At 69.9% G+C, this 23,404-nt stretch carries 18 protein-coding genes and 1 pseudogene; 10 read left to right on the forward strand and 9 right to left on the reverse strand.

Annotated elements, in window-relative coordinates:
* The first annotated feature begins 350 nt into the window (after window positions 1–350).
* Window positions 351–1,556: a D-alanyl-D-alanine carboxypeptidase family protein gene (locus ACQEUX_RS10945; RefSeq protein WP_433045090.1), complete on the forward strand. Its 1,206-nt coding sequence runs from the start codon at window positions 351–353 to the stop codon at window positions 1,554–1,556.
* Window positions 1,557–1,581: 25 nt separating this feature from the next.
* On the opposite strand, the gene ACQEUX_RS10950 is transcribed toward ACQEUX_RS10945, so the two are convergent.
* The 4 genes from ACQEUX_RS10950 to ACQEUX_RS10965 all read right to left on the reverse strand — a co-directional run bounded on the left by ACQEUX_RS10950 (window position 1,582) and on the right by ACQEUX_RS10965 (window position 5,627).
* Entirely contained in the window at window positions 1,582–2,814 is a 1,233-nt protein-coding gene (locus ACQEUX_RS10950; protein WP_433045093.1) for an RNA polymerase sigma factor, read from the reverse strand.
* Window positions 2,815–2,829: 15 nt separating this feature from the next.
* Window positions 2,830–3,186, reverse strand: a complete 357-nt coding sequence (locus ACQEUX_RS10955) for a YciI family protein (RefSeq protein ID WP_433045096.1) — start codon at window positions 3,184–3,186, stop codon at window positions 2,830–2,832.
* 291 nt (window positions 3,187–3,477) lie between these two features.
* A complete protein-coding gene (locus ACQEUX_RS10960) occupies window positions 3,478–3,765 on the reverse strand; it encodes a hypothetical protein (RefSeq protein ID WP_225851988.1) in 288 nt (95 codons plus the stop codon).
* A 146-nt stretch (window positions 3,766–3,911) separates the two neighbouring features.
* On the reverse strand, window positions 3,912–5,627 hold the full coding sequence (locus tag ACQEUX_RS10965) for a hypothetical protein (protein WP_433045100.1): 1,716 nt from the start codon (window positions 5,625–5,627) through the stop codon (window positions 3,912–3,914).
* 223 nt (window positions 5,628–5,850) lie between these two features.
* Between ACQEUX_RS10965 and ACQEUX_RS10970 the strand changes: the two genes are divergently transcribed.
* The 3 genes from ACQEUX_RS10970 (at window position 5,851) to ACQEUX_RS10980 (ending at window position 11,097) form a co-directional block, all read left to right on the forward strand.
* Window positions 5,851–9,615: a helix-turn-helix domain-containing protein gene (locus ACQEUX_RS10970; RefSeq protein WP_433045103.1), complete on the forward strand. Its 3,765-nt coding sequence runs from the start codon at window positions 5,851–5,853 to the stop codon at window positions 9,613–9,615.
* Window positions 9,616–10,126: 511 nt separating this feature from the next.
* On the forward strand, window positions 10,127–10,570 hold the full coding sequence (locus ACQEUX_RS10975; protein WP_433045106.1) for a peptidoglycan-binding protein: 444 nt from the start codon (window positions 10,127–10,129) through the stop codon (window positions 10,568–10,570).
* Window positions 10,571–10,878: 308 nt separating this feature from the next.
* Window positions 10,879–11,097, forward strand: coding sequence for a DUF7161 family protein (locus tag ACQEUX_RS10980; protein WP_433045109.1), 219 nt, complete (start codon window positions 10,879–10,881; stop codon window positions 11,095–11,097).
* A gap of 10 nt (window positions 11,098–11,107) precedes the next feature.
* On the opposite strand, the gene ACQEUX_RS10985 is transcribed toward ACQEUX_RS10980, so the two are convergent.
* The gene (locus ACQEUX_RS10985; protein WP_433045111.1) at window positions 11,108–11,455 is read right to left on the reverse strand and encodes a hypothetical protein; all 348 of its coding nucleotides are present in this window, start codon (window positions 11,453–11,455) and stop codon (window positions 11,108–11,110) included.
* Between the two features lie 140 nt (window positions 11,456–11,595).
* Between ACQEUX_RS10985 and ACQEUX_RS10990 the strand changes: the two genes are divergently transcribed.
* On the forward strand, window positions 11,596–11,952 hold the full coding sequence (locus ACQEUX_RS10990) for a hypothetical protein (protein ID WP_433045114.1): 357 nt from the start codon (window positions 11,596–11,598) through the stop codon (window positions 11,950–11,952).
* Between the two features lie 315 nt (window positions 11,953–12,267).
* Here ACQEUX_RS10990 and ACQEUX_RS10995 read toward each other — a convergent pair whose 3' ends face one another.
* Complete coding sequence (locus ACQEUX_RS10995; RefSeq protein ID WP_433045117.1) at window positions 12,268–13,761, reverse strand: hypothetical protein; 1,494 nt, start codon at window positions 13,759–13,761, stop codon at window positions 12,268–12,270.
* Window positions 13,762–14,033: 272 nt separating this feature from the next.
* Between ACQEUX_RS10995 and ACQEUX_RS11000 the strand changes: the two genes are divergently transcribed.
* Complete coding sequence (locus tag ACQEUX_RS11000) at window positions 14,034–15,026, forward strand: ornithine cyclodeaminase family protein (RefSeq protein WP_433045120.1); 993 nt, start codon at window positions 14,034–14,036, stop codon at window positions 15,024–15,026.
* Here ACQEUX_RS11000 and ACQEUX_RS11005 read toward each other — a convergent pair.
* Entirely contained in the window at window positions 14,987–15,367 is a 381-nt protein-coding gene (locus ACQEUX_RS11005) for a helix-turn-helix domain-containing protein (RefSeq protein WP_433045123.1), read from the reverse strand. The genes ACQEUX_RS11000 and ACQEUX_RS11005 overlap by 40 nt on opposite strands.
* A gap of 212 nt (window positions 15,368–15,579) precedes the next feature.
* Between ACQEUX_RS11005 and ACQEUX_RS11010 the strand changes: the two genes are divergently transcribed.
* Window positions 15,580–16,524, forward strand: a complete 945-nt coding sequence (locus tag ACQEUX_RS11010) for an endonuclease/exonuclease/phosphatase family protein (RefSeq protein WP_433049760.1) — start codon at window positions 15,580–15,582, stop codon at window positions 16,522–16,524.
* An 8-nt stretch (window positions 16,525–16,532) separates the two neighbouring features.
* On the opposite strand, the gene ACQEUX_RS11015 is transcribed toward ACQEUX_RS11010, so the two are convergent.
* A complete protein-coding gene (locus ACQEUX_RS11015; protein WP_433045126.1) occupies window positions 16,533–16,754 on the reverse strand; it encodes a hypothetical protein in 222 nt (73 codons plus the stop codon).
* A gap of 30 nt (window positions 16,755–16,784) precedes the next feature.
* Here ACQEUX_RS11015 and ACQEUX_RS11020 point away from each other — a divergent pair.
* A pseudogene (locus tag ACQEUX_RS11020) lies at window positions 16,785–17,294 on the forward strand (transposase); the annotation flags it as partial.
* A 161-nt stretch (window positions 17,295–17,455) separates the two neighbouring features.
* Entirely contained in the window at window positions 17,456–20,701 is a 3,246-nt protein-coding gene (locus ACQEUX_RS11025) for a S8 family serine peptidase (RefSeq protein WP_433045129.1), read from the forward strand.
* Between the two features lie 47 nt (window positions 20,702–20,748).
* Here the strand turns inward: ACQEUX_RS11025 and ACQEUX_RS11030 are convergent, their stop codons facing one another.
* Window positions 20,749–23,022 (reverse strand): helix-turn-helix domain-containing protein, encoded by a 2,274-nt coding sequence (locus ACQEUX_RS11030; protein ID WP_433045132.1) that lies wholly within the window; start codon window positions 23,020–23,022, stop codon window positions 20,749–20,751.
* 11 nt (window positions 23,023–23,033) lie between these two features.
* Between ACQEUX_RS11030 and ACQEUX_RS11035 the strand changes: the two genes are divergently transcribed.
* Window positions 23,034–23,303 (forward strand): multicopper oxidase domain-containing protein, encoded by a 270-nt coding sequence (locus ACQEUX_RS11035; RefSeq protein WP_433045135.1) that lies wholly within the window; start codon window positions 23,034–23,036, stop codon window positions 23,301–23,303.
* The last annotated feature ends 101 nt before the right edge of the window (window positions 23,304–23,404 follow it).

Here is a 23,404-nt window from a genome sequence, read left to right on the forward strand (position 1 = left end):
CCGTGGTCGGCGTCCGTCCCCGCCGTGGCGAATGCATTCTCCTGTTGCCCTGATGACACGAACAGGCTGGCGATGTCGGTTCGCATCCGTTTCGACCGAATGAGCGAGACACTGCTCGCACATCCCTTCCTCACCTGGCCGCGTCCGGGCTTTCCGGTGAGCCGGATAGAGTCCCAATTGTGCCGGATCGCCGTCAAGGGCGCCGATCGTCGCACGGTCGGAGCCGCGCGAAACGGCACAAGGCGATCGAAGGAGTGCCGTCCGGGCCAAGGCCGGGAATACTCGCCCTCCCGGGACCACTTTCTGCAACCGGGCCATGCCCGCATCGTTGGCGATTACGGTCCTTTGACGTGACCATCATTTGCATTGTCGCGGTGGCGCTCAGTCTGACCACGCCCGCCGTCGTGCCCGCGTCACCGGCGCAATTGGCCGCGCCGTACGTGCCCTGCCCGGCCGTGAAGCCGCCGGTCGCCCCACCGCGCGCACCGTCTCCGCCGCCGGTCGGTCCCGCCGACCTGGCCGTGGGCGGCGAGTCGCTGGCCACGGCCGGACTGTCCATTCCGGCCGCCGCGCCGAGGGCCCCGGCGGTGACCGCCACCTCGTGGCTGGTGGCCGACCTCGACAGTGGCGCGGTGCTGGGTGGGTGCGGACCGCACGAACGTCGCACGCCGGCCAGCGTGCAGAAGATGCTGCTCGCCGCAGCCCTGATGCCCCACCTCGACCCGACACAGGTGGTCGAGGTGACCCGGGCGGATCTGCAGGATCTCGATCCGGCCAGTTCGGTGATGGGGGTGGTGCCGGGCGGCCGGTACTCGATCAAGAGCCTGTGGCTGGGGCTTCTCCTGAAGTCGGGAAACGACGCCGCCAACGTGCTGGCCCGTGTCGGCGGTGGCACCGCCGGCCGGCAGGGCGGCGTGCAGGCGATGAACGACGAGGCCCACCGGCTGGGCGCAAACCAGACCCACGCGGCGACACCGTCCGGCCTGGACGGCCCCGGCCAGTACACCAGCGCATACGACCTGGCACTGATCGCGCGGGCCACCTACGCCCGCGCGGACTTCCGGCGGTACGTCGCCACCCGAGTGGCAGAGATACCGGCAGAGCCGGGACGACCCGGCTTCTCCATCACCCACGACAACACCCTGCTGGACCGCTACCCGGGGACGCTCGGCGGAAAGACGGGCTTCACCGACCTGGCACGGCAGACGTACGTGGGGGTGGCCGAGCGCAACGGGCGGCGGCTCGCCGTGACCCTGCTCGGCGCGGAGACCGCGCCGCTGGGCAGCCTGGGCGAGGCGGCGGCGCTGCTGAACTGGGGCTTCGCGCTCTCCCCCGACGCGTCGGTCGGCCGCCTGGTCGGCCCGGACGAGAAGAAGCCCGACCGTCCGGTTGCCCAGGTCAAGACCGATCCGCACGATCCGGCTCGAACCGGACGGTCGATGTCGTGGATCGCCATCCTCGGCCCCGGCGCCGTCGGTACCCTGGCCGTCCTGCTCCTGGCGGGTCCCGTGCGACGAAGGGCGGCGCGGGCGGCGGCCAAACCGTCATCGGGATGAGCGGGCAAGCGCGACGCGTCGGCGATCACAGATTCTGCTGCAGTTCGGTCAACCGCTCAGTGAGGAAGACACGCTCGACACTGTTGTCGGTGAGGGTCAGCGCCTCTTCGTACGCCGTCGCGGCCTGCGGCCACTGCCCCAACTGGCGCAGGAAATCGGCGCGGGCGGCGCTGAGATATCCGTACGTGGCCAGGGCCGGATCGGCGAGCAACGGGGTCAGCGCGTCGAGCCCGGCCCGTGGCCCGTCGCGCAGGCCGATCGCGACGGCGCGATTGAGATCGACCACAGGCGAAGGCCACAGCCGGAACAGGGCATCGTAGAGGCCGACAACTTCCGTCCAATCGGTGTCCTGCCATGTCGACGCCTCGGCATGCACGGCCGCTATCGCAGCCTGCAGGGCATACCGTGTGGGTGGCCGTCGGCGCAACGCATCGGTCAGCAACGACTGGCCTTCGGCGATGAGATGCCTGTCCCAGCGTGAACGGTCCTGCTCGGACAGGAGCACCAGGCGCCCGTCGTCGGACATGCGGGTGTCCAGACGCGACGCGGTGAGCAGTAGCAGCGCGAGCAGGCCGCTGATCTCGACGTCGGTCGGCATGAGCAGATGCAGCATGCGGGCCAACCTGATCGCGCTGTCCACCAGGTCCCGGCGGACCAGGTGAGCGCCGAAGGGTGCCGTGTGGCCGGTGGTGAAGATGAGGAGAACGACCTCGAGGACGGCGCTCACCCGCTGTTCGAGGTGGTCCGGGCCCGGTGCTCGGTACGGGATGCGTGCCGTGGCGATCTTCTTCTTGGCCCGGGTGACACGCGCGGCCATGGTGGCCGGCTGCACCAGGAACGCGCGGGCCACCTCGGGCGTGGACAGCCCGCACACCAGGCGCAGGGTCAGGGCGGCCTGCGCCTCCCTGGACAACGCAGGGTGACAGCAGGTGAAGATGAGCCGCAGTCGGTCGTCGACCAGGCCGTCCTCGGGGCCTGGCACCGCCTCGTCCTGGACGAGTAACGGCATCCTGCGACGGAACGCCGACTCGCGGCGCAGGACATCCCGCGCCCGGTTGCGCGCGATCGTGGTGAGCCAGGCGCCCGGTCGGTCGGGAATGCCCGTCTCCGCCCAGGTCTCCAGGGCCTGGGCGAAAGCGTCCTGGGTGCACTCCTCGGCGAGGTCCAGGTCACGGGTCAGATGGGCAGTCGTGGCGAGCACCTGGGCCCAGTCGCGGCGGTGCGCCTGCGCCACCGCCGCGACGACCTCGTCGTTCATCCGTGCCTCACCACGTCATCCGTGGTCGACCACCGGACGGATCTCCACACCGCTGTGCGTCTGGTGCACCTCGCGCAGCAGCGTCACCATCGACAGAACCTCGTCCAGGTCGGTCGCCTCGATCAGGTAGTAGCCGCCCAGCGCTTCCTTGGTTTCCAGGAACGGCCCATCCGTCGTTTGGAGCTGGCCGGACGCGTCCGAGCGCAGCGAGGTGGCCGTGGGCGCGGGCTCCAACTGCCGTCCGTCGATGACCCGCGGGCCTGCTGTGGCCGCGAACGCTTCGTGGGCGGCGTCGTTCGCCTTCCACTCCTCATCAGTCATCGCGTTCCACTGCTGGGCGTCGCCATAGATGAGAATCAGGTACTTCGCCATCTCTCGTATCCCACCGTGTGCCGGCCCCTCTGTGGTGGCCTCTACCCTACGACGAGCGGGGAGGGTGGCAGATCGACAGCCGGGGCGAATTTCTGGCGCGACGACCTGGAAACGATCACGAGCCATCGATCCGATCGAGAGTGCTCTGCACGACGTTTCCGCCGGTGCCGGCGGGTTGAAGCGGGAGCAGGCGTAGCAATGCGCCCGGCAGCTAACCGAACGCATTGACATCGGCAGGGTCGCGTACCGGCCGTCTCCAGCCGGTGGCGTCAGCGGCGATCGACTTCCTGATTAGAAGGGGGGTGCGTCCTCACCCATCAACGCCAGCACGACGCCTCCCTTTCCGCTCTTGAGGCCCTGCACCACGACCTTGCCGGTGCTGCCGTCGGGGAGCTCCAACGTGAAGGTCTTCCCGACCGCGTTCTTGGGGCCGTTGCCGGCGCTGTTGGCGGGTCGGAAGTCACCTGCCCACGGCGGAGTCCCACCCTTGCGGGCGGGCTCGGCGAAGAGTGCGGCGGTGCCGGGGGTCCTGGTGCCGTCCGAGGAAAGAAGCACTGAGGCGCTGCGATAGGTAGCCATATACGTCAAGGCTATCCCGAACTGCGCTGGTTCGCGCCACGACAACCGCCCGTAATACGAACAGCTACAGGAAGCGACCCAAGCGCTGCGGGGAAGCCGGACACACCTCCTCGGTTTCAGCTACGCGGCCTGGGAGTATCTGCTGATCAGGCCGTTGAGGACTTTTCGGTCATGACCGACCGGCCTCGGCCGACCGGGTGTTCGACCGACGCCGGACGGTCTCCGAGCTCGGTCGCGGGTGCCCGTCGTCTCACCGGGGCCTGCCGCGTTCGCGAGGCTGGCCTTGGCTCGGTGGCCTTCTCCACCTCGTCGGGGGCCGCGACGGGTGGTGTGGTGCGGCTCGCCGCGGTGTTCACCAGATCCGGCAGGTCCCGCCCGGCCACCAGGGGTAGCTCTCGCGTGACTTCCGCAATCGGCCCCGGCTCGCCCGCCGGGTCGGCGACTCGGGCGACACCTGCCCGTCCCGTCGCGGTTCGCGGCATCGGTGCCGAGCGGCGGGGCGCTGCCGGCGGCGCGGCGTCGGCCGGCTCCGCGACGGGGCCTGGCGCGTCCGTGGTCGCCGGCGATTCCGCCCGGCTGGCGGCCGCCCGGCCTGCTGTGTTGCGCGGCGTTCGGCGCGGTGGGGCTGCCGGCAGGAGCGGGGCGAGTTCGGCGTGCAGCGCCGCCCAGTCGGAGGCGCGGGGCGGGTCGGGCTGATCCGTGGTCGAGGTGACCTGGCCCGTACCTTCGGACCGTTTCAACCGCCGGTCGGTACGGTCCGGCGTCGCCGCCCGGGACCGCTCCGAACCCGGGCGCTCGGCACCGTCTCCCGACTGGTCGGTGGCATTCGCCTGCTCAATGGCGTCCCTGGCCGACTCTGGCGGCGATGAACCGCCGGAGGCCCCGTCCGCCGCGGGGGCCGCGTCCATGAGCGGCTCGGGGGCGTGGGCGACCAGCCGCCCCGGCGCGTCGACGAGCAGCCGCGCGGCCGAGGCCAGTGCGACGGCGTCGGGTTGACCGGACCGACGCCACCGCCGACGGCGGCCGACCGCCGGCAGGTTCCCGGCCAGCACACGCGCAGGTGCCAGATCGGCGGCGATCAGCGCGGTGAGCCCGTCGTAGTCCGCCTGCTCGGCCAGCCGCACGGCGATCTCGTCGAGGTCGTAGACCGCCAGGGCGATGTCTGCGGTGGTGGCGTCCAGCGCCCGGCTGATCTTGCGGCGCAACACCTTGCTGAGCGCCGCCTGCCGTCGCTCGGCGCGAATCTGGGCGCGGGCCGCGTCGAGCGAACCGTACAGCCCGAGGTCGGGATCGGCCTTGGCCAACGAGCGGGCGCGGCGGGTCAGCCACGGGTGCCGCAACCAGTGCCCGACCGGTTCGTACCCCGGCGTCGTGGGTGGCAGCTGTTGCCTGGCGCGCAGCCGGTCCCGCCGCTGGTTCTCGCTGCTCATCAGCCACACCAGATAGCCGAGCAGCGACATGCCCGCGTAGAAGCCGCCTTCGAGGTGGTTACTGTGCGCCAGCCAGTTGAAGGCGACCGCGGCGGCGGCGATGCCGGCCGACAACACCCGGGACAGCATCGCCCCTTCGCCCAGTCGACGGCGTACGTCAGCGTTCGCCAACACCACGACGCCGCCCAGCTCCAGCGCCCCAACCGCGGGAAGGGCGACGTACAGCGGCATGCCGAGTGCTTCCATCGCCCCGGACACCTGGCCGCCGAGCGCGATCAGCAGCACGACAACGTAGAACCCGGTGCGCAGCGCGGCAACCTGCCGCACCGCCTTGGCCAGCTCCGCGTCCCACACCTCGGGCGGCTTGGCGCCTGGCGCCCCGCCGATTGACTTTCCGCCGTTCATCCGAATCTGGTCCGGTTCCTGGAACACGCCGAGCAGGTTCCTCTCTCACCCAGGCCCCGGCAGCCTGACCGGCGCCGCGGCCGCCCGACCCGGCGGTGCCGCCCGTCGAGTCGTGCCAGAGCCGCGCTCCGGCTGTCGGCCGTCGTCCGCCGCATGCTACAAGGTTGCGGGCCGAAGTGAAGTTGTCAGATACCGCCTGGCCCTCAACTGGCGAGCGCGGAGGTGGGTGTTGGGCCGTCCGGAGAAGCCGGTGGACCCGAAGGCGGGCCCGGTGCAGCGGTTGGCGTGGCAGTTACGGCAGTTGCGGGAGCGTGCAGGCAACCCGAGCTATCGACTCCTGGCTCGGCGGGCGCACTTCTCGGCAAGCACGTTGGCGGATGCGGCAAAGGGTGACCGGCTTCCGTCGCTGGAGGTGACGCTCGCGTACGTCCAGGCATGTGGCGGCGACCTGGCCGAGTGGCGGGCGCGGTGGTCAGCTATCGCCGAAGCGGCGGTCACCTCCGGCACCGCCGAGACCACTGCGGAGCGCTGCCCTTATCAGGGGTTGACGGCCTTCCAGCCGGAGCAGGCGGAAAGGTTCTTCGGCCGCACGGAGCTGGTCGAACGGCTGCTGGCACGGGTCGACCGGCTGTGCCTGACCGCCGTCGTCGGGGCGTCCGGAAGCGGCAAATCCTCGCTGCTGCGGGCCGGTCTGCTGGGCGCCATCGCCGCCGACCGTGGGCTCGCGCAGCGGTGGCGGACGATGTTGCTGACGCCGACCGAACGTCCGCTCGATGCGTTGGCCGCCGAGGTCGCGAAGTTGTCGGGCCAGGACGCCCAACAGATCCGGAAGGACCTGGCGGCGGATGCCGCCGGGCTCGATATCGCGGTGCGTAGCACCTTGGCCGGCGGCCCGCCGCAGACCCGCGCGCTGCTGGTGGTGGACCAGTTCGAGGAGGTCTTCACCCTCTGCCCCGACAAGGCGGATCGTCGCCGGTTCATCGAGGCGCTGTTGGACGCCTCGCAGGGGCCGGGCCGCCGCACCACAGTGGTGCTCGGAGTACGCGCCGACTTCCTCGCTCACCTCATGCAGTATCCGGACCTGACCGACGCGCTGCACGACGAGGCGCACCTTCTGGTGAGGCCGGTGACAGCCGCCGACCTGCGGGAGATCATCGTCCGGCCCGCCGCCCAGGTCGGCATGGGCGTCGACGCCGATCTGCTCAGCACGGTGCTCGCCGACGCCGCCGACGAGCCGGGTGCGCTGCCGCTCGTCTCGCACGCGCTCCTCGAAACGTGGCAACGACGAAGCGGGGCAACCCTCACCCTGTCGGCTTATGAGGCGAGCGGCGGCGTGCGCGGGGCGATCGCCCAGACGGCCGAACGGGCCTACGGCGACTTCGGGGCAGCCGAGCGACAAGCCGCTCGCCGGATCTTCCTGCGGCTCACCGCGTTGGGCGACGGTACCGAGGACACCCGCCGGCCCATCATGCGAACCGAACTGGACGGCATCGCCGACGAGGCTGTCACCGCCCGGGTTCTGGACCAGTCGGCCGAAGCCCGGCTTGTGGTGATGGGTGACGGCACGGTGGAGGTGGCCCATGAGGCACTCATCCGGGCCTGGCCGCGGCTACACCGATGGCTGACCGATGATCGGGCGAACCTGCTCACCCACCGGCGACTCACCGAAGCCGCACACACGTGGGCCGCGCTCCACCATGATGCCGGAGCCCTGTACCGGGGAACCCAACTCCTGGCCGCGCGGGCCCTGGCCGAGGACCATCCGGAAGACCTCAACCAACTCGAAAACTCTTTCCTGCAAGCCAGCTCCGCTCTCGCCAAGTCCGAACAGAACAGCGCCCGGCGCCAGGCCCGCCTGTTCAAGCGTCTCGTCGCAGGCATATCCGCGCTGCTCGTGCTCGCCCTGCTGGGCGGTGGCATTGCCGTACGACAGCGCCAGGACGCCCGCCGACAGCAGGTGGCCACGCTGTCCAGCGAACTGTCGCTGCAAGCCCGGTCCCTGCTCGCCACCGACCCCGATCTGGCCGGTCTGCTGGCCGTCGAGGCCGACCGCCTGAACTCGAACACCGAAACCCAGGGCAGCGTGCTGAGCGCGGCGGCCGCGCCCCGCCGCGTCGAACTCAACGTCGGCGGGCCGGCCATCTACACCGTGGCGTTCACCCCGGACCATTCCCTCCTGGCCTCCGCAGCCGGCGACGGCACGATCGGACTGTGGGACCCCGCGCATGGTGATCGGATCGCCACGCTCTCCGGGCACACCGGCCGGGCCGCGGACGTGGCCTTCGCAGACGACGGAACGCTCCTCGCCTCGATCGGGATCGACGGTACCAACGGGTCCATCATCATCTGGGACGTTCAGACGCACCAACAGAGGATCCGGTTGACGGAGAACAACCTCGGGTCAGGCATGGCCTTCAGCCCCGATGGCACCAAACTCGCCGTCGGCCTCACGGGCAAACCAGGCCCAGGCGCCGAGGCGAATGCCGGCAGAGCCGGCGACATCGCCCTCCACGATCTGCGGACCGGAACTCGCACCCTGCTCCGCGAGCACCGCAGTCCGGTCAGATCGCTCACGTTCAGCCACGACGGTGAGTTCCTTGTCTCCACCGACGGGGTGCAGCACCCCGTTGCCTGGCGTGTGGCCACCGGCACGGTGTACGCCAGACTGCCTGCCGAGCATGTGTTCTCCGTCGCCTTCGGTCCCTCGGGGTACGTCCTCGCGGGCTCCGCCGACGACCGGGGGGTGTACCTGTGGGATCTTGCCGGCGACCAGCCGGTCCGCCTTCCGCCGCTACCGTTGGCCGGCCGGTATGCGTGGACCATCTCCGCGCCCACCGACAGCAAGCTCGCCGTGGCCGACGAGAACGGCGCGATCACCATCTGGGACCTGCAACGCCGTGAGGCCCTGCAGACCTATCAGGACCGGGGCCGCACCGAGACAGTTTCCGTCGCACTGAGCCAGGACGGGACGATGCTCGCCTCCGCCGGGTTCAACGGAACCATCGTGCTCCATGATCTTGAGAGCGCCCGGTTCAGCGGGTTCACGGCACAGGTCAAAGACGTGAAGGTCAGCCCGGACGGAAACCGGATCGCCTCGGCGGGCAGCGACGGCACCGTCCGGCTCTGGGACACCGATGGAAAACCGCTGGCCGTCCTCGGCGGGCACGTGGACGAGGTGCAGGCCGTCGCATTCAGCCCGGACGGGCTACGGCTTGCCGCGGTGACCCGGAACAACATCGTCACCATCTGGGATCTCCAGCGTCAACAGCACGCCACGCCACCGATCCTGTCCAAGGGAATCGGCGCCTCGACGGACGTCGGCTTCGATCCTGGTGGCCGTCTTGTCGCAGCCGCCACGCTCGGCCCTTTCATCTGGGACGTCGGCGACATCAAGAAGCCGACTGAGATAACGGCCAGGTTCCGGGCCCAGATCGTCACGTCGCTGGCCTTCGCCCCGGACGGCCGCAGCCTCCTGGGAGCGAGCGTGGGTGGCTACGTCAACACGTGGGACGTCACCACCGGCAAGCTCCTCAGCCGGGTCAACAGCCAGCAGGGCACGGTGCAGGACATCGCGGTCAGCCCCGACGGACGTCTGTTCGCGACCGCCGGCGACAGCCGTACCATCAAGCTCTGGGACGCCGCGACCGGGAGCGAGCTCGCAGTTCTGCAAGGCCACACCGCGCCCATCCAGGTCCTTGCATTCAGCCGTGATGGCCGCAAGATTGCGTCCGCTGGCGACGACCGCACCATCATCGTGTGGGATACCGGCACCCGGAAACGTCTTGCCGCCCTCACCGGCCATGGCGCGAGAATCCGCGGACTCGCCTTCACGGCGGCCGGAGCTCTCATTTCCGGCGCCGAGGACGGCAGAATCGTCCGCTGGTCGTTTGATCTCCACGCCGCCAAGGCCCACATCTGCGCCGCCGCCGGACGTGAGCTGACCCGGCAGGAGTGGGCGGCGCACATCCCATCAGAGCCGTACAGGCCGTCCTGCGGTGCACCGCCGAGTCGCTGACGTCGCCGGCCCAAGGGTGTTGACCACGATCGGCACCCGCCGGCCGTGGATAGCGAATACGTAGATCACTGGCGCTCCGTCGACCGGCCCGCGTGCAGCCCTGGGCTGCGCAGACGTACCGAGGATTGTCCGGCGTTGTTTGTCCGGTGTCGCCGGCGCTGTCGGACAATCTCGCCCCGCCCCAACCTGAGAGCAGGGTACGAGGCCCGCGGCGCATGTCCATCGAGGAGATCAACCGGCCACGAGGGTCAGCCCGACGGGGGGCTGCGGGCAACGGGTCCACCAGCATAAGGAGGTGACTCATTCGAACGATCAGCAATTCCCAAACCGGAGGTACGCCCATCGGCGCGCGTTACCAGGGCGGCCCCGAGGACAGTCCGTCACGACCGTCATCGTTGCCCGCGTCGATCAGACAATAGGTCGACGGTGGAGTTCCGGACGCAGCCGTCTCCAGATGTTGCTTCAGACATTGATGCAAGCTGCGGGTAAATTTGCGATGAAAGGAAACCCCGTGAAACGATTGGCAGCACTGTGCACGTTGCTCGTGACTGTGATCGCGGGCACGCTCGTCTCCGCCAGTCCCGCATACGCTCGCAGCCAACCCGAGTGCGAGTCCTATACGGTCGTCAGCAACCAGGCCGGATACCAGGTCGCCGCGCCGATCGGCCAGTTCGGCGTCCTGCCGTGCTCGCTGCTCTGGGGCGACGGCGGGCCGGGCACGCTGGCCCTCCAGTGGGCCCTGAACGACTGCTACCTCGCACCCGCGGGCAGGACTCTGCTCTACCCGGACGCGTCGTTCGGCCAACTGACCTACAACGCGCTGAAGTTCGCCCAGAGCAAGGCGGGCATCAGCTCGGACGGCCAGTTCGGGCCGCAGTCACGCGCGGCCCTGAAGTTCCCCTCCCTCGCGGGCGGCACCAGCACCTGCGCCCGCCTCGGACGTCCGATTCCGTAGCTACCGCCAGGCAGGCTCCGCCATCGGCCATCGGCCATCGGCCATCGAGGGCGGAGGTCGCACCGCTGATGGAATCGTGAGAATGACCCGCGCCGGCGGTGACAGCGCACAGGCTGTCACCGCCGGCGCTGTTAGCTCACTTTGCACACCTGCCTGTACCACAGGAGCAGGGCACCGGGCGGGCGCGTGCCCGCCAGCGAGCGGGTTCCCCCTCCCCCGCCGGGCCGCCGGTCGTGTGCCGGCCCGGCGGGGGACCAACCCCGACTTCGAATCCCGGCAGCAGCTGGTCCACCAAACCATCCCCATGTGTGGTCTCATCCTCGTCTTCGGGATGTCGCATCGGGCGCCGATCCCCTGCAGCGTCTGAACCCGGCCAGGGAGACCAGGGCCTCACGCCGCTGCGCCACGACCAGACAGGTCGGCAAGGGAGACTCGCCCGCGTCCTCCTCAAGGAACCCACCAACGAAATCGACTGGCCCGCCGGACTACCGGCCGGGATCAGGACGGTTGTCATACTTGACGATTGACCAACCCACATCACACCTTGCGGGTGCACCCGCCGGACGACCCCACGCGACAGCGTTCGTGTTGACCAGTTGGCGCTCCGCGAAACGTGTCGGAGACGTGTTGACGATGGACCATCGACGCATCGAGCTCAACCGACGGCACAGCTGGGAGATGGGTCTGCTGTTCGCAGCATTCCTCGACGCCTGTCCAGATGTCGAGTCCGAGGTTGACAGCGCTCAGATGACGGCAGACCAAGAGATTGCGTGGAGTGCCTACAGCGGTGAGCTTCTCGCTCGGCATCAGGCCGAGCGATCCGCACTCGCGGCCGAGATCGAAGCCGAACAGCGACGGCGCGCTGGCCTGTGACTGGTCGACCACCAACGGACTGGAACCAGGATGTGGCTTGCGGGTATCCAGTCCGTGGCGCGTAGCCCTCGCATACGGTGCGGATCATGCCTGCCACCACCTGTCGCACGTGGACCGTGACCACGTTCACCGGCGGGCCGTATGATTCCACGATGGCGAATGAACGCGGCAAAGCAGCGGGGCTGCTGCTGGTGACCGCTGGTGGCGTCCAGCAGGTGACGACGGCCTCCTTCGGGATGGATCTCGTGCAGGAGGTGGCCCGCCTGCTCGGCTCAGCGAACATACGATCCACCAAGCTTGGCACCGACCTGACCCTGTGGCACGCCGAGGACAGCCCGGGTCGGTCCCGACCAGGCCAGGCCAACCCCACCGCGAGCCAGCTCGCCGCCGAGCACGGCGCGGCGCCGGTCACCGGCCCCGCCGTCGTCACCGGCCCGATCTTGTACGGCAGCCCCTATCCCCTTGACGCGGACGAGGCCCACCGGATCGCAACCCGACTACGCGGATAGGGCAAATGCCTCGTTCTAGCAACGAGGTTTTCCGGGCGGTCCGTGCGCCTACTGCAAGTTCTTCGGGTTTTCACGCGATGGATCCGTCGACGTCCCGGATGGTCTGCCATTCCTCTGGTGTGGACGGCCCGTGCAACAGCAGGAGAGCCTGAACCGCAGCCCAGTCATGGAGCCTTCATGGCATGAGCGGTTGACCGGTCAACTCGGCTTCGTTGGGGCATGGCACGCACAGTGATCGCCTGTGTCGTGGCGGGCAGGTAGGTACACAGGTCAGAGTCGCGGACCTGCACGCCAGCGTCAGGCCGATCGCGGCGCTCAGGTGTCCAGCAGTCCGGCCAGGCTGAGCTGGTTGATGGCGGCACCGACGTCCGCGCCGGGCCTGTCGGCGAACAGCGCGGCCACATCTCTGGCGGTCGCTGTGTGGTTGGTGGCTGCCGTCAGCAGAGCCTCGCACTGGTGCGCGGTGCCGAAACCGGTCTGGCCGGTCATTGCTCGGACGGTCTCCTCGCGGGACCAGAGGGGAGGCAGGGGGGCGTCGAGTTCCCCGGAGGTGTCGGTGCGGCCCCGGAACCATTGGCCGTTGGCCCACCAATAGCAAAAAGTCACCAGGCCGTTACGGTTACGGGTGTTGAGGACACTGTCAGTGACCCAGGCCGGAGCCCCGGTGTAGAGGTCGGGTAGGGGACCACCCCCGTTGTACGCGGCTTCGAGTAGTCCCGAGTTCCATTTTCCACCGGAGAGCACCGCGCGTTCGCCGGGGAGAAGGAAGAGTGTGGAGCCACTGCGGTGGTCGCTTTCGTACCAGGCGCAGCCGGGGTGGATGCGTGGCCCCCATTCCGACCCGACGCCGACGTACGCCGCCGAAATCACCGCCCAGCGCGCCCAGACCTCGTGCAGGGGAGCGAGTCCGTTGGTCGCGACGGCGGTGCGGCCGACGGCGGCATCGGCAGCTGCCGCAGTTGCGGCCTGGTGGGGATCGCGGCCCTGGGCGGCAGGTCCGGCGACGTATCCCGCGAGCCATACCGGTACGTGTGGGCGGGGATAGGCCGCCAGGTCATTGCGGTAATGCTCGGGTGGCATCAGTTGGTCGTCGGGGAAGGGCTCGTCGCCGTAGTCGTATTCCACTGTTGTCTCGCCATAGTTGGTGACCGTCAGCAGCAGCCGCCACCACGGCCCGGCCGGCAATTGTGCCGCAGCCTGTCGTTGTCGACGGATCAGCTCGGCGATCGACGTTGGCACCGGCACGAGCCCTGACTGGTTACCGGACCAGAACCGCAGCTGAGCGATCTCGGCGGAGACGGTGAACGCGAACTCGGCCGAGAAGCGCTCCCAACCCCACGGCCCAAGCTGGGCCAGCTGCTGCACGATTGGCTCGATCAGGCGCGAAGCTTCGGCGGCGATCCTGGCGTGCTCGGGCGGCGTGTCAACGATGGTGAATCCACTGATCATCGGCGGGCCGCCCGCCGCGAGCTGACTGAAGTGCTGCTCGAAGTCAGCCATGAACTCTGCGTCGCTCGTTCCGCCGGGGGCGGATCCGGTCAATTCCTCCAGCATGAACTGGTCGAGAGCCTGCCGTGGCGGGATCGAGGACGACACCTCCTTGATGCGGCCGGAATCACTCACCAGGAACACCGACCGCCCCACCGGCATGTCCAGAAAGGCCATCGGATCGCTCTCGTCGACGTCTACCGGCGCGTACACGGTCCAACCCACCTCGAAGCGATCAGCCTCCAGTCCCTCAGTCGGGTAGTCCAGCGCCCTGGATCGGACCCAATTCGCCACCAAAGAGATCGCCTGCGCCTCATCCATCCCGCACCCTCCCTTCACCATGACCCTATGGGGCGGCGGGATTGTGGAGAAGATCTCCGGCGGCCGGGCCGCCGCGGAGCTACTCGGCAGCACCCAACGTCGACCCGGCAGCGATCGCGCCTCTCGGCATCGTCGGCGGGTGAACCAGCACCTAGCCCCGGCCGCTCGCGAGGGTTGACTCGGCTACATGTCTTCGACCTGCAGGGCGTCGTCCTGATCGATCAGGCCGTCTAACCTTCAGGGATCCCTGTGTCCAGCCGCCGGAGGCCACCATGACCGATCCGACCCTCCCGGCTCCGACCTTCGCCGGGATGCACCTGATCGACGGGGACGCCGTCGCAACGACCCCGATCCGCGTCGCGGTGGACGCCCTGGAGGCCGCGCTGTGCGAGGGACTCGATCCGGAGCAGGAAACCGCCCGCTCCCGGGTCGCGACGCAGACCGGCGAGTTGCTGGTCATGCCCGCCACCCGGGGCCGTTACACCGGCTGCAAGCTGCTTACGAGCACACCCGACAACGCCCATCGAGGTCTGCCGCTCATCCAGGGGACCTTCGTCCTCTTCGACGGCCACGAGCAACGCCCGGCGGCCGTGATCGACGGCACCGCCCTGACGAACCTACGCACGCCCGCAGTGTCCCTGCTGGCGGTACGGCATCTGCTGACCCGGCCGGTCGGCGACCTGCTGCGGCTGACCGTCTTCGGCACCGGGCCCCAGGCGCGTGCCCACATCGAGGCGATGAACGCCCTGTACGACGTCCGTGACGTCACAATCGTGGGACGGGACACCGTGCGGCGGGACCAGCTCGCCGCCCGGTTCGACCGGGCGGGGCTCGCGGCCCGGGCGGTGAGTCCCGGCTCGTCCGCCGACGCCGTGACGCGCGCAGACATCATCTGCTGTTGCACCAGCGCATCTGCCCCGCTCTTCGACGGATCCCTGGTCAAGGCGGACGCCGTCGTCGTCGCGATCGGCTCGCACTCGCCGCACGCCCGCGAGGTCGACGACACGCTCGTCGCCCGCTCCCGCATCGTCGTCGAGTCGGTGGCCAGCACCCGACAGGAGTCGGGCGACATCGTCCTGCCACTGGCCGCCGGTTTGCTGCGCGAAAAGGATTTGTACTCGTTGCGGGATGTGGTGACCGGGCGGGTGTCGCTGTCCGGCGGCGGACCGAGGCTGTTCAAGGGGACCGGTATGCCGTGGCAGGACCTCACGGTCGCCGTCGAGGTCTACCGCGCCCACATCGCCCGGCGATTCGCCGCGGCGTGACGTCGTGCCGCCCGTGTCTGGCAACCGCGGCCGTCGCAGCCACCGGCTGACAATTCCGCCGATCCGTTCGTCGCGAGGGCGGGCCACCGCACAGACACCTGGACAGTGACGCCTTCGGACCCTGGATCGGCACGCACGGACCGCAGGTGCACGGTCTCGCGGATCAGCGGACGAGGGGTCCGGGCCAGGCTGCGGTGCGGCCGCGACAAAGGGTCCTGCATGCCCTCGGTGCCCTGCTGGCGGTATCGCTGCGCCCAGCGATTCGCGGTGCGCCAGGGCACCTCGTACCGGCGCGCTGCGGCAGCGACCGACCAGCCCTCATACAGGATCAGACGCGCCAAGCGCAGCTAGTGCGGAACCTCACCCGGACAACCCGTTGATCACAATAGGATGCAGCAGCGACGGCGGTGAGCGAGGGCAGACGATGACGCAGGAGGACACGGCGGAGACCGAGCAGGGCGACGCCGGGCGGGACACCGGTGCCGGTACTTGGCGCGGGCGCATCCGCCGGGCGGCATGTGCCGTCTCCCGGCCGAGCCTCTGGCAACGCGGCATGGTGCTCGCGGCGCTGGCGCTGCTGCTCGGCCTGATCCTGCTGCTGCACGGGCAGATCACGGACCGCAGGGGCCTCGGCAGCCTGGTGGAGACCTTCCTGCCGTGGTTCGGCCTGTTCATCCCCGTGCTGCTGATCGGGGCGCTGTGGCGTCGCTCCGCCTCCGCGGTGGCGGCGCTGCTGCTGCCGGCCGTGGTGTGGCTGAACCTCTTCGGCGGGCTGCTCGGCGACAAGTCCCGCCCGGGCGGTGACCTCACCGTGGCCGAGCAGAACGTCAACGCCGACAACCCCGACCCCGCCGGCACCGCCCGCGACCTGGCCGCCTCCGGTGCGGACGTGCTGGCCTTGGTGGAGCTGACCCCACAGGCCGTGGGCACGTACGAGAAGGAGCTGACGAAGGCGTACCCGTACCACACGGTGCAGGGCACGGTCGGGCTGTGGAGCAAGCTGCCGCTGTCGGACACTCAGCCGGTAGACATCCAGATGGACGCCGGCCCGCTGGCGGCCACCAAGCCGGCCGACATCAAGATGGCCTACAACCGGGCGCTGCGCGCCACGGTGGTCACGGACCAGGGGCCGCTGGCGGTGTATGTGGCCCACCTGGGTTCCGTGCGGGTGAATCCCAGGGCGGGCTTCTGGACGGTCCATCGGGACAGAAACGCGCAGGTGCTCGGCAGGGCCATCGCGGCCGAGCGGAACGAGCGGGTGGTGCTGCTCGGCGACCTGAACGGCACCATGGACGACCGTGTGTTCGGCCGCCTCACCTCGCAGTTGCGCTCGGCCCAGGTCGAGGCCGGGGACGGCTTCGGCTTCACCTGGCCGGCGACGTTCCCGGTGGTGCGGATCGACCAGATCCTGGTCCGCGGCATGAAGCCGGTGAGCTCCTGGGTGCTGCCGGCCACCGGCGGCGACCACCTGCCGGTGGCGGCCAGCATCAGCTGGTGAACACCGCGTCAGACCTCCGATTCCGTCGCCGGATCCGGGAGGACCTCGCCTGCGACGGCGTCGGCGTCGGCGTCGGCGTCGGCGTCGGCGTCGGCGTCGGCGTCGGCCGAGCCTTGGCGTTCGTGCTCTCCGGTGGCAACGTCAACGACTGCGGCCGCTTCACCCAGGTCATGGCTGCCATCCGTGTCGAGCGGTCGGGACCCGGCCGACCTCGGGTCCGCCCGGACCATGTCATCGCTCATTAGGGCTACAGCTCCAAGGCCATGCGGGCCGACCTGCGCCGACGCGGCAATGGGCGCACAATTCCCGAACGCGCCGACCAGCAGGCCAACCGCCTGCGGCGTGGCAACCGCGGCGGCAGGCCGGTGTTCGACAAGCAGCACTACAAGCGCCGCAACGTCGTCGAACGGTGCTTCAACCGGCTCAAGCAGTGCCGTAGCGTCGCGACCCGCTACGACAAGACAGCAACGTCGTTCCAGGCCACCGTCACCATCGCCGCGCTATTCCAATGGTTGGAGCCTGTGAAGACACGACCTAGCGGCGGCTCAGTTGCGCGGCAGCCACCTCACGAGCGCTGGTCTGTCGGCAGCGTTCCCGCGCGACCGGACCTTCGGCTGCCCGCGATGGCATGGCCTTCCCTCGCGAACGCGGGCCCGTACCCGACTCCGCCGCCTCCGCCTCCGGCAGAACGACCGGCAGAAGTTCCTGCGGAAAGGGCGTTCCCCACCCGCGACGAACGTCACACGCAACTCCTTGCATCTCCGTCCTGAGCTGCATGAACGTCACCGATTCCAGTCACCGCCACCGCCGGTGAAACCGTTGCGGCACCGCTGCGTCGCCGCTACGAAACGTGCGGATGAATTCATTCCGATCATCCGAGTAACGGATCGAGCAATCACGCCGATCGACGCACCGAAGTGGAGACAACCCCATGCGACAACGCCGTCTTTTGGCGTACGGAACGCTAGGCGCCACACTGGCGACACTGCTCATCGGCGTCCCGCCCGCCACCGCCGACCCCACCGGGGCGGCACCGGCGCCGGCTGCTCCCGCGGCCGCGGAGGCGGCGGCCGCGAGGAAGCTGACTCTGTTCACCGGCGACCAGGTCACGGTTCGCGGCAAGGAGGTGAGCGTCGCTCCGCGCGACGGCGTGCACTTCGTACGGCTCCAACGGGACAAGGCTGACTACATCATTCCGTCCGACGCCATCCCGCTGCTGAAGGCCGATCGACTGGACGAGCGGCTGTTCAACGTCACCGCGCTGCTCGAGTTCGACTTCGACAAGCTCTCGCACCTGCCGCTGGTGGTCTCCGACGCGACCGCCGTGCGCGGTCTGTCCACCGGGTCGGAGCTGGAGGCGGTCGACGGCTTCGGCACCAAGGTGCCGGTCGCCGATCTGGCGAAGACCTGGCAGACCACTCGGACCTCGCTGACCAAGGGCAAGATCTGGCTCGACGGCGTGCGGCAGTCCAACCTGGACGTCAGCGTGCCGATGATCGGCGCACCGACCGCCTGGTCGGCCGGGTTCGACGGCACCGGGGTGAAGGTGGCCGTTCTCGACAGCGGCATCGACGACGCCCACCCCGACCTCGCCGGCAAAGTGGTCGCGCGACACAACTTCATCCCCGAGATCGAGACCGGCGTGGACCTCAACGGGCACGGCACCCACGTGTCGTCGACGATCGCGGGCAGCGGCGCCGCCTCGGACGGCAAGTACAAGGGCGTGGCGCCGGGTGTGTCACTGCTGGACGGCAAGGTCTGCTGGAACGTGGGAGGTAACGGCAACTGCTCCGACTCGGCCATCCTGGCCGGCATGCAGTGGGCGGCCGAGTCCGGTGCCGACATCGTCAACATGAGCCTCGGCGCGGACGACGCGATCGGTGTCGACCCGCTGGAGGAGGCGGTCAACGACCTGACCGCCGAGTACGGCACCTTGTTCGTCATCGCCGCGGGCAACTATAACGGCTGGCAGTTCCGGGTCGGGTCGCCGTCGACCGCGGACGCGGCGCTGTCTGTGGCGAACTTCGACAAGGCCGGCGAGGTGAACTGGTCGTCGCTGCGCGGCCCACGGATCGGCGACTTCGGCGTCAAGCCGGACATCGGAGGACCGGGCACCGAGATCACCGCTGCGCGGTCCCCCAGCGCCCTCAACCACCTGCCAGAGGGGAATTACTTCGCCGCCACCGGCACCTCCATGGCGACCCCGCACGTGGCCGGCGCCGCCGCCCTGCTGGCCCAGGCCCACCCGGACTGGAAGGCCGCGCAGTTCAAGGAGGCGCTGATGGCCACGGCGTCGCCGAACACGGCGTACGACGTCTTCGCTCAGGGCGCCGGCTTCGTGAACGTGGCCAAGGCGTTGAGTCAGCCGGTGACCGTTACCCCGGCGTCGCTGAGCCTCGGGGTGCTCGAGTGGCCGCACACCGAGGAGCCCAGCGCGCGGACCATGACCTACCACAACCGCGGCGGCCAGCCGGTGACGCTCGACTTGGCGCTGGATGGCAACGCGCCGAACGGGCTGCTGGCGCTGAGCGCGAAAACACTGACCGTCCCTGCGGGCGGCGATGCGTCCGTGCAGGTCACCGTGGACGAGCGGGCCAGCACCGCCTACGGCCTCTACAGCGGGCGGCTGGTGGCGACCGCCGGTGAGGTCAAGGTGCAGACCCCGTTCAGCGTCTACCACGAGGAGCCGGCGGCGAGCGTGAACATCTCCGCCATCGGGAAGGACGGCGGCGCGCCCGGCACGGTGCTGATCGAGATGACCAACCCGGACCCGGAGAACTACGCCAACTACACGTTCTACGCGCCGAGCCAGTCGGTGCGGGTGCCGCTGAACAGCTCGTGGAACGTCTCGGCGTACATCGAGAACCCGGACGGCACGGTCGCGCTGTTGACCAACAACAAGGTCGTCGCCGACGGGGACCAGGAGGTGGTGCTCGACGGGCGCAAGGCGCGGCCGATCGAGATTACGGTCCCGGACCGCGCGGCGCGGTCGCACGACGCCTCGGTGCTGGTGCTGCGCACGGCGGATCCGATCTTGACGTACGCCGGCGTCTCCGGTGAGCTGGACACGATCCTCACCGCGGACGTGGGCCCCACCGAAGTGCCGGGCGTCTCCACCCAGGTCCACGCGGTCTTCCAGGGACCGGCGAGGAAGGACAGTGCGCCGGATGTCTACCAGTTGGGCTGGCGGATCAAGGGTTCCTTCATCACCGGGCTGGTCAAACACGTGTCGCGGCGTGACCTGGCGACGGTCCAGGCCGAATACGCGCAGAACGCGACCGCGGTGGTGGCCTGGCGCAGCAACAGCAGCCCCGACCCGGACCTCGCCGGCGGTGGGTACGCGCTGACCAGCACCCTGCCGGCGGTCGCGACACCGGGCCGCCGTACCGAGTACTACAACGGCGACGTGGCGTGGCAGTCCGACATCCTCGAGAAGACCGCCGTGGGCGACCTGTGGATCCTCGATCTGGTGCAGCCGCAGGCGGCGGACTACCGGCCGGGCCGTCGGTACACCGAGCGCTGGAACGGCGCGGCGCTGAACACCACCCTGACGCCGGTATACGCCGGCTGGCCGACCGTCGCGCGGCGAGGCAACACCGTGCAGGCGATTTTCGACGGCTACACCGACGGGGCCGGCCACGTGGGCCTGCCGTACTCGATGACCAACCACCACCTCACCCTGCACAAGGGCGACGCGCTGCTGGGCGAGTACGACTACCTGTCCGGCAACTGGGAGGTGGCTGCCGAGCCGACCACCTACCAGATGCGCTACGTCTTCGACCTGCCGGAGCCGTACCGGCTGTCCCGGCGCATGGAGACGGTGTGGACGTTTACCACCTCTGCCGGCCAGGAGGGCGCGCTGCCGCTCACCTCGATCGGGTTCCAGCCGGCGCTGGCGCTGGACAACAGCGCCCAGGCGGGGAGCACGCTGGCCATCCCGCTGACGTTCGCGCAGCAGGCGACAGCGGGCCCGGTGAAGTCGGCGGAGGTGTCGGTGTCGTTCGACGACGGCCGCACGTGGACGGCGGCTCCGACGGCTGAGAAGCGCGGGCGGTATGCCGCCACGGTGTCGCACCCGAAGAAAACGTCGGGCTTCGTGTCACTGCGGGCCACCGCCGTCGACAGCAACGGGAACACGGTCACCACCACCGTTTACCGGGCGTACGCGCTCAAGTAGCCGGTGTGGGCGTGCGGGGCCGGGCAGGACCTGCCCGGCCCCGCTGCTCACGAGACCCGGCGACGCGCTGCCGCATCAAGCTCGGCGAGCCGGCCGACTGCCTGGTCCACGAGGTCGAAAGGGCCGACCTGCCTGGCGATCCGCATCGTACGCCGCAGCTGGCCCCGGGCCTCCTCCGTCCGACTCAGTCGGGCGAGCGCAGTGGCCAACCCGAACCGGCAGCGCGCCTCGCTCTGCCGCACCCCGGAGAGCTGCAACATGGGCAGCGCCATCCGGAGGCTGGTTGCGGCCGGTGCCCATCTCCCCGTCGCGAGCAGGCTCAGGCCGATGTTCAGGTGAAGGTGTCCGGCGGTCACGTTGCTGATCCGTGGGGACGGTGCGCGGCCCGGGTCGGCCAGCAGCTTCTCCAACCGCCGGTACTGCGCAATGGCGTCCCGGTGCCGGCCAGCCTGGGCAAGGCTTCCGGCCAGCATTGACAGTCCCTGCGAGTACCCGTCCCAGTCCGCCGCGGCCTCGAACAACGGCAGCGACTGCCGGGCCGCCGCCTGAGCCTGAACGGCGTCGCCGCGGCGGCGGGCCGCCGATCCGAGGTAGAGCCAGGCCCACCCCTGCTGGCTGAGGTCGCCCGCGGCGCCCGCCAGCCGCAGTGCCTCCCGCGCCGGCGCTTCGGCCAGGTCCGGGCGCATGGCACAGGCGGTGTAGGCCCACGAGACGTAGTTCAGATGGACGGCGTGGCCGCGGGGATCGCCGAGCGCCTCGGCCGAGGCCGCCGACATCTGGTACACCTCCAGCCAGTGCTCCCAGTGGGTCCATCGATCGGAGAACCAGTGCATGGCGTCGGCGACCGCCATCACCTCGGCATGCCTCCCCGCCGCGAACGCTGCCCGCAGCGCACCGAGCCAGTTCAGGCTCTCCTGCTCGATCCACCTGCTGGCCTCCTCGGCCGTCGCTGGTCCGCCGCCGGTCTCGCTGGCGTACTCCGGCTCGAACCACCGCCCGGCGGCGACTGCGGCGGCGAGCAACCAGGTGACCACCCGGTCCTCGGCGCACCGCCGCGCCTCCGCCGTCTCCTCCGTGGCCAGCCGTGCGCGGGCGAACAACCTGATGAGGTCGTGGAAGCGGTAGCGGCCGTCGGTGGCCGGCTGGAGCAGCCCGAGTTCGGCCAGCTCCTCCAGCGCGCCCTCGGTCTCCCGGACGCTCAAGCCGGCCGCCTGGGTGGCCACGTCCAGGCCGTGGTCGGGGCCGGGAAGCACCGACAGCCGCCGGAACGTACGGGCGGCGGTGGCGGACAGCTGCCGGTACGAGAGCATGAGCGGCGCCGCGACCTGGAGGTCTCCGGCGACCAGTAGGCCGAGCCGGTCGTCATGGTCGGCTAACCGGCGCACCAGATACGCGACACTCCATTCGGGACGGCTGAGCAGGCGGTTGCCGGCGATCCGCAGCGCCAGCGGCAGGTTCCCGCAGGCGTGCGCGAGGCCGAGCAGCGTGGCGTCCGGCTCGGCGGCGGTGCGTTCCGGTCCGACGATCCTCTCCAGCAACGCCACCGCCTCACCCCTGGGAAGGGCCGGCAGAGTGAGCCGGTCGACCGCCTCCAGCCCGGCCAGGCCGCGCCGGCTGGTGATGATCGTCATGGTGGACCCGGCGCCCGGCAGCAGCGGGCGCACCTGCGTCTCGTCGGCGGCGTTGTCGAGCAGCAGGAGGATGCGCCGCTCGTGCAGCAGGGCCCGGTACTGGGCACTTCGGTCATGCTCGTCGCCCGACACCTGCGTCTCCCCTACGCCGAGTGCGGTCAGGAGGCGCAGCAGCAGGTCGGCTGGGCGTGGTGGATCGTCGTCCAGGCCGCGCAGGTCGAGGAAGAGCACCCCGTCCGGAAAAGATCCGGCGTACCGGATCGCGGCCTGCAGCATAAGCGCTGTCTTGCCCAAGCCGGGCGGCCCGGACACGACCGCGACCACCGGAGCACCCTGCTGGTCGGGACGGTCCGTGCTGCGGGCGACGAGGGCGCCCAACCAGCGCAGCTCGCTGTCCCGGCCGGTAAAGTCCGCGACGGCCCGGGGCGGCGCCAACGCCGGGGCCGGCCGCGCGACGCGACGGCCGGCGCGGGCGCTCTCCCGCAGTGCGGTCGCCGCGGCGTCCCGCAGGCCCAGCGCCCGTACCAGTGCCTCGACGGTACGCCGCTGCGGTACCTGGCTGCGCCCGCGTTCCATGTCGCTGATCGTCCGGACACTGACTTGCGACACCGCGGACAGTTCGTCGATGGTCAGGCCGGCGTCACCACGAAGCCGCCGCAGCAGCAGGCCGAACCGGTTCGGCTCGGTCATCGGGCGGTCGGGTGCGACTCGCGGCCACGGGCCACCTCCGCCGTGACGGACGAGTCGTTGACCTGCAGCATGCGCCCGATGATGCCACCCCATGCACCTGCACGGCCACCGCGTCCGCGTCCTGTCCCGGCCAGACCTACGAGATCACGGGCACCGCCGACAACCCCGGCATCTGGATGGACCATTGCCACAACGGCGGACACGCTGCCGACGGGATGGTCTGGCAGCTGTCCCACGCCGGCATCGCCGCCACTGCGCACTCCACTCACCGCCCCGAATGAGCTGCCACGGCCCGCTCGGGCTGGCCAGGCCGCCGAGCGGACCGCGTCGGTGACGACGGGTTGAGCAGGCCCGGTTCCGCGATGAGCCGGTGCTCGTGGTC

This window comes from Micromonospora sp. CA-259024 (assembly GCF_050936255.1).
Lineage (GTDB): Bacteria > Actinomycetota > Actinomycetes > Mycobacteriales > Micromonosporaceae > Micromonospora.

Coding starts and splice junctions, on each gene's coding strand:
- ACQEUX_RS10950 (WP_433045093.1), bottom strand. CDS start 2,814: ATGAACGACGAGGTCGTCGCGGCGGTGGCGCAGGCGCACCGCCGCGAC.
- ACQEUX_RS11000 (WP_433045120.1), top strand. CDS start 14,034: ATGACCGATCCGACCCTCCCGGCTCCGACCTTCGCCGGGATGCACCTG.
- ACQEUX_RS10960 (WP_225851988.1), bottom strand. CDS start 3,765: ATGGCTACCTATCGCAGCGCCTCAGTGCTTCTTTCCTCGGACGGCACC.
- ACQEUX_RS10990 (WP_433045114.1), top strand. CDS start 11,596: ATGGCGAATGAACGCGGCAAAGCAGCGGGGCTGCTGCTGGTGACCGCT.
- ACQEUX_RS10995 (WP_433045117.1), bottom strand. CDS start 13,761: ATGGATGAGGCGCAGGCGATCTCTTTGGTGGCGAATTGGGTCCGATCC.
- ACQEUX_RS11015 (WP_433045126.1), bottom strand. CDS start 16,754: ATGGTCCGGGCGGACCCGAGGTCGGCCGGGTCCCGACCGCTCGACACG.
- ACQEUX_RS11030 (WP_433045132.1), bottom strand. CDS start 23,022: ATGACCGAGCCGAACCGGTTCGGCCTGCTGCTGCGGCGGCTTCGTGGT.
- ACQEUX_RS11010 (WP_433049760.1), top strand. CDS start 15,580: ATGGTGCTCGCGGCGCTGGCGCTGCTGCTCGGCCTGATCCTGCTGCTG.
- ACQEUX_RS10955 (WP_433045096.1), bottom strand. CDS start 3,186: ATGGCGAAGTACCTGATTCTCATCTATGGCGACGCCCAGCAGTGGAAC.
- ACQEUX_RS11025 (WP_433045129.1), top strand. CDS start 17,456: ATGCGACAACGCCGTCTTTTGGCGTACGGAACGCTAGGCGCCACACTG.